This window comes from Herbaspirillum sp. RTI4, from assembly GCF_034313965.1.
Classification (GTDB): domain Bacteria; phylum Pseudomonadota; class Gammaproteobacteria; order Burkholderiales; family Burkholderiaceae_D; genus Herbaspirillum.
This window is the reverse complement of the sequence record NZ_JAVIWQ010000002.1, coordinates 3,293,786-3,309,208: the sequence shown is the minus strand read 5'-3', so window position 1 is coordinate 3,309,208 and position 15,423 is coordinate 3,293,786. Positions and strand designations below refer to the sequence as shown.

At 55.4% G+C, this 15,423-nt stretch carries 15 protein-coding genes; 5 read left to right on the top strand and 10 right to left on the bottom strand.

From position 1 onward, the window contains the following. Positions 1 to 8: 8 nt before the first annotated feature. Positions 9 to 1,559 (bottom strand): murein biosynthesis integral membrane protein MurJ, encoded by a 1,551-nt coding sequence (gene murJ, locus RGU70_RS14755; RefSeq protein WP_322210151.1) that lies wholly within the window; start codon positions 1,557 to 1,559, stop codon positions 9 to 11. A gap of 268 nt (positions 1,560 to 1,827) precedes the next feature. On the opposite strand from murJ, the gene rpsT reads away from it, so the two are divergent. Then, positions 1,828 to 2,094, top strand: a complete 267-nt coding sequence (gene rpsT, locus RGU70_RS14750) for a 30S ribosomal protein S20 (protein WP_322210150.1) — start codon at positions 1,828 to 1,830, stop codon at positions 2,092 to 2,094. A gap of 438 nt (positions 2,095 to 2,532) precedes the next feature. Here rpsT and RGU70_RS14745 read toward each other — a convergent pair whose 3' ends face one another. Further along, entirely contained in the window at positions 2,533 to 2,985 is a 453-nt protein-coding gene (locus RGU70_RS14745; protein WP_322210149.1) for a DUF192 domain-containing protein, read from the bottom strand. A 37-nt stretch (positions 2,986 to 3,022) separates the two neighbouring features. Next, positions 3,023 to 3,589, bottom strand: coding sequence for a pseudouridine synthase (locus tag RGU70_RS14740; RefSeq protein WP_322210148.1), 567 nt, complete (start codon positions 3,587 to 3,589; stop codon positions 3,023 to 3,025). Positions 3,590 to 3,868: 279 nt separating this feature from the next. On the opposite strand from RGU70_RS14740, the gene icd reads away from it, so the two are divergent. Further along, a complete protein-coding gene (gene icd, locus RGU70_RS14735) occupies positions 3,869 to 5,122 on the top strand; it encodes an NADP-dependent isocitrate dehydrogenase (RefSeq protein WP_322210147.1) in 1,254 nt (417 codons plus the stop codon). Between the two features lie 306 nt (positions 5,123 to 5,428). On the opposite strand, the gene RGU70_RS14730 is transcribed toward icd, so the two are convergent. Further along, complete coding sequence (locus RGU70_RS14730) at positions 5,429 to 5,632, bottom strand: cold-shock protein (protein WP_322210815.1); 204 nt, start codon at positions 5,630 to 5,632, stop codon at positions 5,429 to 5,431. 336 nt (positions 5,633 to 5,968) lie between these two features. On the opposite strand from RGU70_RS14730, the gene clpS reads away from it, so the two are divergent. The 3 genes from clpS to RGU70_RS14715 are packed head-to-tail and all read left to right on the top strand — an operon-like array spanning position 5,969 to position 8,917. Continuing rightward, a complete protein-coding gene (clpS, locus tag RGU70_RS14725) occupies positions 5,969 to 6,283 on the top strand; it encodes an ATP-dependent Clp protease adapter ClpS (RefSeq protein WP_322210146.1) in 315 nt (104 codons plus the stop codon). Then, complete coding sequence (gene clpA, locus RGU70_RS14720; RefSeq protein WP_322210145.1) at positions 6,280 to 8,586, top strand: ATP-dependent Clp protease ATP-binding subunit ClpA; 2,307 nt, start codon at positions 6,280 to 6,282, stop codon at positions 8,584 to 8,586. The genes clpS and clpA overlap by 4 nt, the downstream gene beginning before the upstream one ends. A gap of 58 nt (positions 8,587 to 8,644) precedes the next feature. After that, a complete protein-coding gene (locus RGU70_RS14715) occupies positions 8,645 to 8,917 on the top strand; it encodes a hypothetical protein (RefSeq protein ID WP_322210144.1) in 273 nt (90 codons plus the stop codon). Between the two features lie 97 nt (positions 8,918 to 9,014). Here the strand turns inward: RGU70_RS14715 and cobA are convergent, their stop codons facing one another. The 6 genes from cobA to RGU70_RS14685 form a co-directional block, all read right to left on the bottom strand. After that, positions 9,015 to 9,806, bottom strand: a complete 792-nt coding sequence (cobA, locus tag RGU70_RS14710) for a uroporphyrinogen-III C-methyltransferase (protein ID WP_322210143.1) — start codon at positions 9,804 to 9,806, stop codon at positions 9,015 to 9,017. Positions 9,807 to 9,890: 84 nt separating this feature from the next. After that, the gene (locus RGU70_RS14705; protein WP_416186527.1) at positions 9,891 to 11,237 is read right to left on the bottom strand and encodes a sulfate adenylyltransferase subunit 1; all 1,347 of its coding nucleotides are present in this window, start codon (positions 11,235 to 11,237) and stop codon (positions 9,891 to 9,893) included. Next, the gene (gene cysD, locus RGU70_RS14700; protein ID WP_322210142.1) at positions 11,237 to 12,172 is read right to left on the bottom strand and encodes a sulfate adenylyltransferase subunit CysD; all 936 of its coding nucleotides are present in this window, start codon (positions 12,170 to 12,172) and stop codon (positions 11,237 to 11,239) included. Before cysD ends, RGU70_RS14705 begins: the two co-directional genes overlap by 1 nt. Positions 12,173 to 12,368: 196 nt before the next feature. Beyond that, positions 12,369 to 13,103, bottom strand: coding sequence for a phosphoadenylyl-sulfate reductase (locus RGU70_RS14695; protein ID WP_322210141.1), 735 nt, complete (start codon positions 13,101 to 13,103; stop codon positions 12,369 to 12,371). Positions 13,104 to 13,110: 7 nt separating this feature from the next. Next, positions 13,111 to 13,662 carry a DUF934 domain-containing protein gene (locus RGU70_RS14690; RefSeq protein WP_322210140.1) on the bottom strand — a complete coding sequence of 184 codons (552 nt, stop codon included), beginning with the start codon at positions 13,660 to 13,662 and terminating at the stop codon, positions 13,111 to 13,113. Beyond that, positions 13,655 to 15,346, bottom strand: a complete 1,692-nt coding sequence (locus RGU70_RS14685) for a nitrite/sulfite reductase (RefSeq protein ID WP_322210139.1) — start codon at positions 15,344 to 15,346, stop codon at positions 13,655 to 13,657. Before RGU70_RS14685 ends, RGU70_RS14690 begins: the two co-directional genes overlap by 8 nt. Between the last annotated feature and the right edge of the window lie 77 nt (positions 15,347 to 15,423).

Below are 15,423 nucleotides of genomic sequence, written 5' to 3'. Positions count from 1 at the left end.
ATTACACATTACCTTGCGCTACGTTTGAATTGGCTGAGCCGGAATCCCATCAGGAACAGTGCTGAAAAATAGACGCCCCCTGACAACAGAATGACGACAAACAGGGCTCCTACGCGCACGAGCGGCTGGCTGTGCAAACCTATCCAATCGACCTGGCGTGCTGCGTAGAAACTGACGCCTGCCAGCAAGAGCAGAGCGGTCGCTTGTTTGAGGAAAAACCAGCCCCATCCGGGCAAGGGGACATAAATATTGCGTTTGCGCAAACCGGTGAACAGAAACGCGGCATTCAGGCTGGCACCGATACCTATCGATAAGGCCAGTCCGGCATGGGCAATCCAGGGTACAAACAGATAATTCATCAACTGTGTAGCAATCAGCACGCCTATCGCGATGCGCACCGGAGTGCGGATATCTTGCTTGGCGTAAAAGCCCGGCGCCAGTATCTTGACCAGAATCAGTCCAATAAGTCCGACGCCGTAAGCGACCAGCGCGCGGCTGGTCATGGCTACTGCCAGTGCATCGAATTTTCCGTAGTGGAACAGGGTGGCCGTCAACGCTTGCGACATCGTCGCCAGACAGACGGCGCAGGGCAAGGCCAGCAGAAACGTGAGACGCAGACCCCAGTCGAGCAAGGCGGAATACTCTTTATGGTCGCCACGAGTGTGGGCGCTGGCCAGGCTGGGGAGCAAGATGGTGCCCAGCGCCACGCCGAGTAGGGCTGTCGGGAATTCCATCAGACGGTCGGCATACGAGAGCCAGGACACGCTGCCATGCGGCAGGCGCGAGGCGATATTGGTATTAATCATCAGGCTGATTTGCGCGGCAGAGACGGCGAACACCGCCGGGCCCATTTTTTTCAGTACGCGCTTGACGCCGGGGTCGCGTAATCCGAATGCAGGATTGAGGTAAAGATGCGGCAACATGCCGATTTTGAGCAGCGCCGGGATCTGGAAGGCGACTTGCAATATGCCGCCGACAAATACAGCGCCGGCCATGGCATAGATCGGTTGCGCCATGTAGGGAGCGACGAACAGGGAGGCGATGATAAAGGCCACATTTAATAGCACCGAGGTGAATGCGGGTACTTTGAATTCGCTCCAGGTGTTCAGAATGCCGCCCGACAGGGCGACGAAGGACATGAATCCGATGTAAGGGAACATGATGCGCGTCATCAGCACCGAGGCATCGAATGCCTGCGGGTTGTATTTCAGGCCAGTGGCTATGAAAAACACAAGCAGGGGAGTGCACAGGATGCCGATTACGCAGGTCAGCAGCATGGTCCAGGTGAGGACAGTGGCGACATGGTCGATCAGTTCCTTGGTCGCTTCCGTACCCTTCTGGTTTTTGTATTCAGCGAGGATGGGGACGAAGGCCTGGGAAAAGGCACCTTCCGCGAACAGGCGACGCAACAGGTTGGGGATGCGGAATGCGACATTAAAGGCATCGGTAAAAGCCGATGCGCCGAATGCACGGGCGAACAATATCTCTCGAACGAGTCCTGTAATGCGGGACAACATCGTCATGCCAGAGATGGTGGCAAGCGTTTTGTGCAGATTCATGGGGGTGGATTATAACTGCTATGCTCGCCTGAGCTGGCCCCTTCCTTGAACGTTTGCCAAGGTACTTGCTGGGGGTGTAGCCCTTCGCAGCCGTAAGCGAATTATCAACAGGCGCCAGTGTTTTTAGGGTAACTTCGAGTAATGCTGCGTGCGGATTGCTAGTTTGTAGAAAAGCGGCTATAATCTTAGGCTTTACAGAATTCCGCATCGCTAGGCAGGTTTATATGCCGTACACGATGAGGCTTTGACCGATCTAGGATATATATTCATGGCAAATACAGCACAAGCGCGCAAGCGTGCTCGTCAAGCAGTCAAACAAAACTTGCATAACTCGAGCCAACGCTCGACTCTGCGTACCGCCATCAAGGCTGTTCGTAAGGCGATCGAAGCCGGCGATAAAGAGAAAGCGACTGCTGTGTTCCAATCGTCGATTTCTACTATCGACTGCATCGCTGACAAGAAAATCATTCACAAGAATAAAGCAGCGCGCCATAAGAGCCGTCTGTCTGCTGCGCTGAAGGCATTGGCTGCTTAATATAATATTAAGCAGTAGATAATATTAAGCGATAGTAAGCGCCTTGTTTTCCGGAGAGAATCTTTCCGGTGCCGATACTAATTTACAGGTGTGGCTTTAGGGCATAGCTTGTGGAATCAGTTAAGCAAAATTAAATTAAGTTAATTTTGCGGGACAGTTGCAAATCAAATAAAACCCGCCTGACTCAGTCAGGCGGGTTTTATTTGTTGGTGCTGTGGATTGCTGAATTGCTGCTGAATTGCTGCTTAGTTGTTGCTTAGTTGTTTGTTTAATTCTTGACTAAGCCCTGGGCCAGCGCGGCTTCCCCGGTCATCGCAATGGCCCGCTCCCGCTCCCATATCAGACGTCAACAAGGCCCTAGCGGCGCACAATTTGGTTAAAGCGTAGTGGCAAGAGGGCATCTCACTTGCCCTTTTACCCGCCGTGTCGGCTTCAGTCTTATCGGTGGGGGATTCCTTCTATCATCATGCCGGGTTTGATATTTTTTTGCCGGAACCATCCCAGACTCATTTCCAGCGCATAAAAGGCCGGCTTGGTCGCACAGTGCGAATTCGTGGTCTGCGCCTCCATGTCTTCGATGTTGATGATCTTGCCGCTGCTGTCGAGAAAGGCCACCGACAAGGGAATCAGCGTATTTTTCATCCACATGCAAATCCCGGCCGGCTCGCCAAACAAAAAAACCATTCCTTCATTCGGGCCGAGTTGTTTGCGGAACATCAGACCTTGTTCTCTTTGCGCTTCGTTTGCCGCGACTTCCGCCTTGATCAGGTGAATGCCTGCATTGAGCGAAGCTACCGGAAATTTTGCCAGCGTTTGCGATAGTGCCACTGGCGAAGCTGCTAAGAAAATGCAGGAGGCAAAAGCAATCAGAACGGCAGGCAGTTGGCGCATTGTTGGGTATCCGGTGAAAAGAAAAATAAGTGAATGATTATACCGAGCCGTCCATCGCGCCGGGATCAACTGTTTGCCATTGTCCGGGCCATAAGGGATGAGTTTGCAGTGAAAAAGGACCGATTGCGGTTCTGATCAGGCGTAGTGTCGGCAAGCCGACCGCCGCTGTCATTCGTCTGACCTGTCGGTTTTTTCCTTCGCTGATCGTCAGTGCCAGCCAACTGGTGGGAATTTCAAGTCGTATCCGTACCGGCGGCTCTCTTGGCCAAAGCCAATCCGGTGTTTGCACTTGCTTCGCCTGACAGGGCTGAGTCAGGAAATCGTTGAGTTGCAGCGGCTGCCGCAAGCGCTGCAACTGCTGCTCATCGGGAATCCCTTCGACCTGTACCAGATAGGTTTTGGGCTGCTTGCGACGGGGGTGGCTGATTCTGTGCTGGAGCTTGCCGTCATCGGTCAGCAGTAGCAGTCCTTCGCTATCGGCGTCCAGGCGTCCCGCAGGGTAGATGTCGGGAATGTCCAGATAGTCTGCCAGTGTTTCCCGCCCTTCCTGGGGGGAGAACTGACACATGGTCTGGAATGGTTTGTTAAATAAAATCAGGGGCATGGACAGAGGTGTTTTCAGAGTCGGGCGCTGCGATGGTGTCTTGCCGGTTTCATTAAGGTGTCGTATGTTGCGCCAATTGACTTCGTTTATGCAAGTACTGACGTTATCGCACAAACATAGCGTGCTGCAAAATAGTAGTGCATAATGGAACGCAATTGTCTTATGTCTTATATAAGACTTGTCTGAAAGACTAAGTGCGAGAGCTTACTGCCGCGGTTTGACGCAGGCTAAACGCAGCACGATCGTCTTTCCTTTTTTCCGCACAATTCGGAGACTACTATGTATCAACATATCAAAGTACCAGCAGAAGGTAAGCAAATTACCGTCAATAGCGATTTTTCACTGAATGTTCCGGTCAATCCCATCATTCCCTTCATCGAAGGTGATGGTACTGGCGTCGATATCACTCCGGTGATGATGAAGGTGGTGGATGCGGCGGTTGCCAAGGCTTATGCCGGCAAACGCAAAATCAGCTGGATGGAAGTATTTGCGGGTGAGAAATCGACCAAGGTCTATGGTCCCGACGTATGGCTGCCAGAAGAAACGCTGGCTGCAGTGAAAGATTATGTGGTGTCGATCAAGGGCCCGCTCACAACGCCGGTCGGTGGCGGTATCCGCTCGCTGAACGTGGCGATGCGCCAGCAGCTTGATTTGTACGTGTGCCTGCGCCCTGTGCGGTATTTTACTGGCGTGCCTTCGCCGGTGCGTGCGCCGGAAAAGACGGACATGGTGATTTTCCGTGAAAACTCGGAAGACATCTATGCCGGTATCGAATGGCAAGAGGGTAGCGACGACGCCAAAAAACTGATCAATTTCCTGATCAAGGAAATGGGCGTCACTAAAATCCGTTTCCCAGAATCCTCTGGTATCGGCATCAAGCCTGTTTCGCGCGAAGGCACCGAACGTCTGGTCCGCAAGGCGATTCAGTATGCCATCGACAATGACAAGCCGTCCGTGACCATCGTACACAAGGGCAACATCATGAAATTCACCGAAGGTGGATTCCGCGACTGGTCCTATGCACTGGCGGAAAAAGAATTCGGTGCAGAGCTGATCGATGGTGGGCCATGGGCCAAATTCAAGAATCCTAAGACAGGTAAAGACATCATCGTCAAGGATTCTATTGCCGATGCGTTCTTGCAACAGATCCTGCTGCGTCCCGCTGAGTACAGCGTGATTGCTACGCTGAATCTGAACGGTGATTACATTTCCGATGCGCTCGCCGCGCAAGTCGGCGGTATCGGTATTGCACCGGGGGCTAATTTGTCGGATTCGATCGCGATGTTCGAGGCCACTCACGGGACAGCACCGAAATACGCAGGTAAGGACTATGTGAATCCGGGTTCCTTGATCTTGTCCGCTGAAATGATGTTGCGCCACATGGGTTGGACAGAGGCGGCAGATTTAATCATCGGGTCCATGCAAAAATCGATTTCATCGAAAAAAGTCACCTACGATTTTGCCCGATTGATGGAAGGCGCTACGCAAGTGTCATGCTCCGGCTTCGGTGATGTGATGGTAGAAAATATGTAAATGATGCAGGCAAAATAGGAGGGTATCGGTTAACGCTGATCCTTCTGCTTTGTTGCGAACAAGCCTCGGCCTATGCCGGGGCTTGTTCGTTTACTAAGCCAGAATTACCAAGTCAGAATTGATGACGCTAGGGATGGGGGATACGGGGAAACGCGAGCGCTTGGTAAAACAAAACGGCCCGTAGGCAGATGCTTGCGGGCCGTCAAGTTAAACCTGGAAATGTTACCTTGCCACTTCAGAAGTGATGTCGGGGTGAAAATACCCGATTGCCGGATTGTTTACCAGGAGGGTTGAACGCAGAAGGGGTTACGGAGCTTGGATGTTGGAAGCTTGCTTGCCTTTGGGGCCTTGCGTCACTTCAAACTGGACCTTTTGACCTTCTTTCAATGTTTTGAAGCCGTTCATCTGGATTGCTGAGAAGTGTGCAAACAAATCTTCACCGCCATCATCGGGAGTGATAAAGCCGAAGCCTTTAGAATCGTTGAACCACTTGACTGTACCTGTAGACATAAATGCATCTTTCAATAAAAACCAATCGTATGAGCATGCAAGCAAATAAAACGCATCGCAGCCCCCCTGAAACTCCGGCCCCTTCTTATTGAAAAGCGGTGACGCCAATCAACGAATTCCATTCTTCTCGCAAAAAAAAGGAAAGTCAAGGCGTATTTTTTGAGGCTATTTTATTTTATTTCCATAGCTAAATTTTATTCAAATCCAGCAAAGCCTTGTTTTGGCGTGAATCAACGCCATCTGCGAATTATTCTGAAAACGCGTAATATCCAGTAATGGGTTTACCTCACAATATTTGTGCAATGCCTACGCATCTGAAAGTTGTAGATTAAACGCATGGCCACTAAGCGCGATTACGATGATGGTACGGTTCTGACCCGGCAGGAGCAAAAGCTCAAGCCGCCATCGATGTACCAGGTATTCTTACTCAATGATGATTACACGCCCATGGAATTCGTCGTGGCGATCATCCAGGAGTATTTCAGCAAGGATCGTGAAACGGCGATGCAGATTATGCTCAAAGTTCACCGAGATGGAAAAGGGATGTGCGGGGTGTATTCGAAAGATGTCGCCTCCACAAAAGTTGAACTCGTGTTGAGCCACGCTCGAAAAGCAGGACATCCCCTGCAGTGTGTGATGGAGGAAGTATGATTGCGCAGGAATTAGAAGTCAGTTTGCACATGGCCTTTGTCGAAGCCCGACAATCGCGTCATGAATTCATCACCGTGGAGCACCTGTTGCTGGCGCTGCTGGACAATCCGTCTGCAGCCGAAGTAATGCGCGCCTGCGCGGTCAACATTGATGATCTGCGGAAGACGCTGACCAATTTCATCAACGACAACACGCCCATGGTGCCCGGCACCAGCGAAGTCGATACACAGCCGACGCTGGGTTTCCAGCGCGTGATCCAGCGTGCGATCATGCACGTACAGTCGGCCTCGAACGGTAAAAAAGAAGTCACCGGTGCCAACGTGCTGGTAGCGATCTTTGGCGAAAAAGATTCTCACGCCGTGTACTACCTGCATCAGCAGGGCGTCACACGTCTGGATGTCGTCAATTTCATTTCCCATGGCGTACGCAAGGACCAGCAGGCCGATCCGCAAAAAGCCCCGGAAGGAGTGGAAGACGTGCAAGCAGAAGGCCAGCAAAAAGAAAGTCCTCTCGATCAGTTCACGCAAAACCTGAACAAGGCCGCTCTCGAAGGCAAGATCGACCCCTTGATCGGACGCGATTTCGAAGTCGAGCGCGTCATTCAGACCTTGTGCCGCCGTCGGAAAAACAACCCCTTGCTGGTAGGCGAAGCAGGTGTTGGCAAGACCGCCATCGCCGAGGGGCTGGCCTGGCGCATCACGCAAAACGATGTGCCTGAAATCCTGCGCAACGGCATCGTCTACTCGCTCGATATGGGCGCGCTGCTGGCCGGCACCAAATACCGCGGCGACTTCGAGCAACGTCTGAAAGCAGTGCTCAAGCAATTGAAGGACAGCCCGAACGGCATCCTGTTCATTGATGAAATCCATACCATCATCGGTGCCGGTTCTGCCTCCGGCGGCACCTTGGATGCCTCCAACCTGCTCAAGCCGGCACTGTCCAGCGGTCAGCTCAAGTGCATCGGTGCGACCACGTACGCTGAATACCGCGGCGTGTTTGAAAAAGACCAGGCACTGGCAAGGCGCTTCCAGAAGATCGATGTTATCGAACCGACCGTCGAACAAACCGTGCAGATTTTGCGCGGACTCAAGTCGCGCTTCGAAGAGCATCATGGCGTCAAGTATTCTGCCTCTGCACTGACCTCTGCCGCCGAGCTGGCAGCGCGTTTCATTAATGATCGTCATCTGCCCGACAAGGCCATCGACGTGATCGACGAAGCGGGTGCAGCACAACGTATCCTGCCAAAATCGAAGCAGAAGAAGACCATCGGCAAGAACGAAATCGAAGAGATCATCGCCCGTATTGCGCGCATCCCGACGCAATCGGTCAATCAGGATGATCGCTCCAAGCTGCAAACCATTGAACGCGACCTCAAAAATGTCGTGTTCGGACAAGAGCCGGCCATTGAAGCGCTGGCATCGGCCATCAAAATGGCGCGCGCAGGTTTGGGCAAGACCGACAAACCTATCGGCTCCTTCCTGTTCTCCGGCCCGACCGGCGTCGGCAAGACCGAAGTGGCGAAGCAGCTTGCCTTCATTCTCGGCATCGAAGTAATCCGTTTCGACATGTCCGAGTACATGGAACGTCATGCAGTGAGCCGTCTGATAGGCGCACCGCCGGGCTATGTCGGTTTCGAACAGGGCGGATTGCTGACGGAGGCGATTACCAAGAAGCCGCATTCCGTACTGCTGCTCGATGAAATCGAAAAAGCCCATCCGGACATCTTCAACATCCTGTTGCAGGTCATGGACCACGGCACGCTGACCGACAACAACGGCCGCAAAGCGGATTTCCGCAATGTGATCATCATCATGACGACCAATGCCGGCGCGGAAAGCCTGCAAAAACGCACCATCGGCTTTACTGAAAAGAAAGAAGCCGGCGACGAAATGATCGACATCAAGCGGATGTTCACTCCCGAGTTCCGCAACCGTCTGGATTCGATCATCAGCTTCCGCGCACTGGACGAAGAAATCATCCTGCGCGTGGTGGACAAGTTCCTGATGGAGCTGGAAGAGCAATTGCACGAGAAAAAAGTGGAAGCCGTCTTCAGCGACAAGCTCCGTCAATTCCTCGGCAAGAAGGGCTTCGATCCACTCATGGGCGCACGGCCGATGGCACGTCTGATACAAGACATGATCCGCAAGGCGCTGGCCGACGAGCTGCTGTTCGGCAAACTGGTCAGTGGCGGACGGGTGAATGTGGATCTGGATGACAAGGATCAGGTCGTACTGGAATTCCCCGCCATCGTCGATCTGACACGTCCACCGGCCGAGCCGCTGGAAAAGGTGGAAGTTGAGTAATAGTCGAGTAGTAGTCGAGTAAATGAGGCAAATGCAGCAAATGCAGTAACCGAGGGAAATGCGCAATGCCATTTCCCTCTGCATAAAAAAACCGGAACCGCGCAAGCAGTTCTGGTTTTTTTATCGCCGCCTGATCGATCAACGATCAACGATCAGCGATCAACGATCAACGATCAACGATCAACGATCAACGATCAGCGATCAACGATCAACGATCAACGATCAACGATCAACGATCAGCGATCAACGATCAACGATCAACGATCAACGATCAACGATCATTGGGGCGGTGCGATTCGCCGCCGTTTACAAGTTGCTGACAATGCCTTGATTGATCGAATCGCTCACAGCGACCGATGCAAGAGTGGGGTTGGTACTGAGCAAGCCGGATAGCGCGGAGGAAATCCCGGCAAGTGCTGTGGTGTTGCTCAGCGTGCCTGTGCCGTCATAGACGCTGGATGTGCCTCCTCCCCATCCCCCGCCAAGCCATTCTCCCGCCGCCTCAGCGCCTCGCCTATCATGACCAGCACCGGCCCCAGACAAGACGTCAGGCCCTGCTCCAGGGCGGCCAGCGGCAAGCGCAGGATGCGCTGATCGCTGCGGCTGCAGTTTTCGACCACTACGACCGGCGTATCGGCAGCATGTCCCGCCTCCAGCAAACGAAGCGCGGTAGCTGCGGCCTCCCGGCCACCCATGTACTGAACCAGCGTATCGCCATTCGGCATGCTGACATCGTGCGGCTCATCGGCGCCGGTACTGGAAGTGAATAGCGACACGCTGCGTGCCACGCCGCGCTTGGTCAAAGGCTGATGAGCGGCCGCTGCGGCGGCCAGCGCGGCAGTAATGCCGGGCACGATTTCATAGGCAATACCGTGGCTTTCCAGCATCCGCAATTCTTCATCGGCGCGACCGAACAGCATAGGGTCACCGCCTTTGAGTCGCACGACATGCTGATACTGACGGGCGCATTCAACCAGACGCTCATTGATATCGACTTGCGCGGTCGAACGCTGACCACTGCGTTTGCCCACCGGAATCAGACGCGCCTGCGGGCAGAGCGCCAACATGTCGGCGCCGGACAGGGCATCGTGCAACACCACATCGGCCAGCGCCAGAATGCGTGCGCCGCGCAGCGTAATCAGATCCGCTGCGCCGGGGCCGGCCCCTACCAGATAGACTTTGCCGAATACCGGAGCGGCGGTAGCCACTGAAGCTGCCATTGAAGCTACTGCTGAAGCTGCCGCTGCCGCTGAGGACGCTGTTGTCATTGCCATGCCTTGTGGGTGAGTCTTAATCCAGCCGTATTAATCCAGCCGTATCATACCGGCCGCCACCGTCTGGTGCGTCACTTCATCGATCAGAATGAAAGAACCTGTAGTCCGGCTGTCATCGTAGCTATCGGCAGCGACCGGTTGTTGCAGGTTCAGCGTGACACGGGCAATGTCATTGAGCTGCAAGGGCAGCGCCGAAGGACGGCGCTCCTGAGTATTGATGTCGAGCAGGCTTTCAATGCTGCTCATGCGTGCAGTGACCTGGCGCGTGGTGTGCTTGAGCCAGTATTTGCGGCGCAGATCGAGCGCATCTTCCGACAGCCAGCACAGATCGGCCTTCAGCGTTTTCAGCAGCGTCGGCGGCTGCGAGGCAGATGCCAGCATGTCGCCGCGAGAAATATCGAGATACTCTTCCAGCAGCAAGGTCACCGATTGCCCGGCACCGGCCGATTCCAGCGAGGTGTCGATCACCCGGATATCTTTGACCGTTGCGCTCTGGCCACCCGGTTGCACCACCAGTTTGTCGCCCTTGCTGACACGGCCTGCTTCGATGCGACCCATGTAGCCGCGGAAATCTTCCGCCGCGTGACCGTTGTGACGCGCCACCAGTTGCACCGGAAAGCGCAGCGGCGCGGTATGCGCATTGTCGTAGACCTTGAGCGATTCCAGCAGCTCGATCAGCGTCGGGCCCTGATACCACGGCATGCGGTCGCCGGCCACAACCACGTTGTCGCCCGCCAGTGCGGACAGCGGCAGCGGATGCACGTCCTTCAATCCGAGCTGGGCGGCAAACTCGCCGTAGGCAGCAACGATGCGGTCGTATACCGATTGGTCGTAGTTGACCAGATCCATCTTGTTGACTGCTACCACCACATGCTCGATTTGCAGCAGATGCGCGATGATCGAATGGCGCTTGGTTTGCGTCAGCAACTCAACGCTGCCGTCATCGCCCAGCTTGACCTTGGACACATCGATCAGAATGATGACCGCATCGGCCGTCGATGCGCCAGTGACCATGTTGCGGGTGTACTGCTCATGGCCCGGCGTATCGGCAATGATGAACTTGCGTTTCGGCGTGGCGAAGTAGCGGTAGGCGACGTCGATGGTGATGCCTTGTTCGCGCTCGGCTTCCAGTCCATCGGTCAGCAGCGACAGGTCGATGGTATCGCCCACGGTGCGCTTGTGTTTGGCGCGTGACATGGCGTCGAGCTGGTCGGCGAAAATGCCCTTGCTGTCGAACAGCAGGCGGCCGATCAGCGTGCTTTTGCCATCGTCCACCGAACCGGCCGTAATGAAGCGCAGCATGCCGCGTTCCTGCGAGTCGTGGTCAGCCGTGTCGGCGCGGTGGGTGGTCGGTGCGGTGCTCAGTGCGGCGGTCATCAGAAATATCCTTCTTTTTTACGTTTTTCCATCGAGGCTTCGGAGGTTTGATCATCCATCCGGGTCGCGCCGCGTTCGGTAATTTGCGTTACGGCCGTTTCGGCGATGATCGCGGCCAGATCGCTGGCGTCGGATGCTACCGGGCAGGTGCAGGAAATATCACCGACCGTACGGAAGCGCACCGACATCGTTTCCACCTTTTCGCCTTCGAGGGCAGGGGTCAGATCGGTCAGCGGCACCAGCAGGCCGTTGCGCGGGATCACCTGGCGCTGATGGGCGAAATAAATCGGCGGCAAAGCCAGCTGTTCGCGCTCGATGTACTGCCAGACGTCCAGCTCAGTCCAGTTGGAAATCGGGAATACGCGCATGTTTTCGCCGGGATGGACGCGGGTGTTATACAAATCCCACAGCTCAGGCCGTTGCGCCTTCGGGTTCCACTGACCGAATTCATCGCGGAAAGAAAAAATACGTTCCTTGGCGCGTGCTTTTTCTTCATCGCGACGAGCGCCGCCTATGCAGGCGTCGAATTTGTATTGGGCAATCGTTTCCAGCAGCGTCACGGCTTGCGCCGCGTTGCGGGAATCGGTCAGGGGATTGCGCAGCCGCACCGTGCCGCGGGCGATGGAGTCTTCCACCGAACCGACGATCAGTCTTTCGCCCAGTTCAGCCGCGCGCTGGTCGCGGAAGGTGATGACTTCGGCAAAATTATGGCCGGTATCGATATGCACCAGTGGAAACGGGAATTTGCCCGGACGGAAGGCTTTTTCGGCCAGACGCAGCAGCACGACGGAATCTTTGCCGCCGGAAAACAGCAGGGCCGGATTGCCGCATTCGGCGGCGACTTCACGCATGATGTGGATGGCTTCGGATTCCAGCCAGTCCAGATGGCGGTTGCTGGCGCGCTCAGGGAGGGAGTTCTGTACGGCGGTGTTCATTCGGTAGTCCTGTGGAGGTCTGCGGTTGGGCGAGCTTGCTCTGTAAGGAGAAAGCAGCGCAAAACGGCGGTGAATAGATAGTGAATAGGCGGCGAATAATCAATAAGGGCGAAGCGAGATCAAATCGTGCTAATAAGTGCTAATAAGTGCTGATAAGTGCTGATAAGTGCTGATAAGTACGCGCCAAGCGCAGTGCTTAACTGCCGGTGACCGTGGCCTGAACCGGCTTCATGCGCACCAGTTTGCCGTCGACCACATGCAGGCCGCATTCCTTGGAGTCGGGGTTTTCCCACCACCAGCGACCGGCGCGCACGTCTTCGCCGGGCTGGATCGCACGGGTGCAGGGCGCGCAACCGATGGAGGGATAGCCCTTGTCATGCAGCGGGTTGTACGGCACCTGACGCTCGCGCAGATATTGCCAGACCTGTTCTTCCGACCAGTCGGCCAGCGGATTGAACTTGACCATGTTGTGCGCGGCATCCTGCTCCTGCACATCGAGCGCAGTACGGGTGACCGATTGCGCACGGCGTTGACCGGTGACCCAGGCGGCATTGCCAGCCAGAGCGCGGTTCAGCGGTTCCATCTTGCGGATACGGCAGCATTCCTTGCGCAGGTCGATGCTGTCGTAAAAACCGTTGAGGCCATGATCGGCCACAAACGTGTCGATTGCCGCCGGTTCCGGGCGGTAGGGCGTGACGTCGTAAGCGTAAGTTTCACGAATACGGTCGAGCATGCCCAGGGTCTCGGAATGCAGACGTCCGGTTTCCAGCGTAAAGATGCCGATAGGCAGACCGTCGCGCAGGATCATGTCGGTCAGCACCATGTCTTCGGCTGCCAGACTGGAGGCCATCACCGCCGGCGAGAAGTCGCTGGCGATTTTGCGCAGGGTCGTCAGGGTCTCGGCGATCAGGGTGTTGAGGTCAGTCGTCATGGCTGGATTACTCCTTAGTCGCTGCAGTGCCAGCATTACCCGCCGCAGCAGCACTGCGGCCACGGCGGAACAAGGGATTTTTCTCATCCCAGGAGGTCTGGTATTTTTCAGAGAAGTCGGTCAGGCCCTTGAGCGCATCGTCGATATTCTTGTCGGCCCGCACCGCGAAGGCGTTGAAGCCAACCCGCTGCAGATAAAACAACTGGTCGCGCAGCACATCGCCAATGGCGCGCAGTTCGCCGGTGTAACCCAGTCGCGCGCGCAGGTTGTAGGCGCTTGAATAGCCACGGCCATCGACGAACTTGGGGAAGTCCACGGCAATGACCTGAAACGAGGCTAATTGATCCGCCAGCTCTTCCGGCCGCTCATTGCTGGCCAGCCACACGCCCAGTTGCGGGCGTAGTTTCAGTTTCTCGGTTTGCGCCTGCCAGACGGTCAGCGGCACGATGACCTTGCCTTCGGGGACGACGATGTCGGCGGCGGTTTCGCCTTCGCTCAGGCGCAGAACAGTCCAGTCATCGCTGACGACGAGCCGGTCTTTGATGATTTTATTAGGCATTGTCTTCTCCGCGTGTGGCGCTGGTTTTGATCGGTGTGGCGTACACATGCTCCTTGAAGGGGGCAACACCCAGGCGGCGCACGGTATCGATAAACAACTCTTCCCCGTTGCGTTGCTTGACGTAGACCTGCAGCAGACGATCGACCACGGTTGGCATCTGATGCGCGGAGAACGAAGGCCCGATGATTTTGCCTATGCTCGATTCATTGCCCTGCGCGCCGCCGATGGAGACCTGATACCACTCGGCACCATCCTTATCGACGCCCAGAATGCCGATGTTGCCGACATGGTGGTGGCCGCAGGCGTTGATACAGCCCGAGATATTGAGTTCGATTTCACCGATGTCATGCTGGTAATCGATATTGTCGAATTTTTCGGCAATCGCTTGCGCAATCGGAATCGACTTGGCATTGGCCAGCGAGCAGAAATCGCCGCCGGGGCAGCAAATGATATCGGTCAGCAGACCGATATTCGGCGTCGCCAGACCTTGCGACTTGGCTTCCAGCCACAGGGCATGGAGTTTCGACTGTTCGACATCGGCCAGCACCAGATTTTGCTCATGCGTGACGCGCAATTCGGAAAAGCTGTAGCGATCCGACAGATCGGCGACGAAGTCCATCTGGTCGGCGGTGATGTCGCCCGGCGGTACGCCGGTTTTCTTCAGCGACAGGATGACGGCGGCGTAACCGGGCACTTTGTGCGGTTTGACATTGCGCTTGAGCCAGTTGGCAAAGCCTTTTTCTTCCGCTTTCAGACGCTCGAATTCGGCATCGACTGCGGGCAGCGTGGCATAGGCGGGCGCAGTGAAAAACTGCGCGACGCGTTCCAGTTCCTCGACCGTCAGGGTGGAAGGGCCGTCCTTGATCGACTGCCATTCCAGTTCGACCTGACGGGCGAATTCCTCGGGACCAATCGCTTTGACCAGAATTTTGATGCGGGCCTTGTAAATGTTGTCGCGCCGACCGTACTGGTTATAGACGCGCAGCACTGCTTCCAGATAGGACATGGTGTGCTGCCACGGCAGGAAATCGCGGATGACGCTGCCCAGAATCGGGGTGCGACCCATGCCGCCGCCGACCAGCACACGGAAACCGATTTCGCCTTCGGCATTACGGATCACATGCAGGCCGACATCATGCACGGCTGTTGCGGCGCGATCTTGTTCGGCACCGGTAATAGCGATCTTGAATTTGCGCGGCAGATAGGCAAATTCAGGATGGAAAGTGCTCCATTCCCGGATCAGCTCGGCGTAGGGACGCGGATCGATGATTTCATCCTGCGCCACACCGGCCAGCTCGTCCGAGGTGGTGTTGCGGATGCAATTGCCGGAAGTCTGGATGGCGTGCATTTCGACGGTCGCCAGATCGGCCAGAATGTCCGGCGACTCTTCCAGCTTGATCCAGTTGAACTGGATATTTTGACGGGTAGTGAAGTGGCCATAGCCGCGGTCATATTTGCGGGCGATATGGGCAAACATGCGCACCTGTTGCGCTGCCAGCAAGCCATAGGGGACAGCAACGCGCAGCATGTAGGCATGGCGCTGCATGTACAGGCCGTTTTGCAGGCGCAGGATGCGGAATTCGTCTTCTGCCAATTCGTCGCTCAGGCGGCGGCGGACCTGGTCGCGGTATTGGGTAATGCGTTCTTTGACGATCTGATGATCGTATTGATCGTAGCGGTACATCTCTCGTGTCCTTTAAAAAGGTATTGGGAGCCTCTGATTAAGCGACTGCACAGTGCTTGATCAGAGCTTCCCTTATA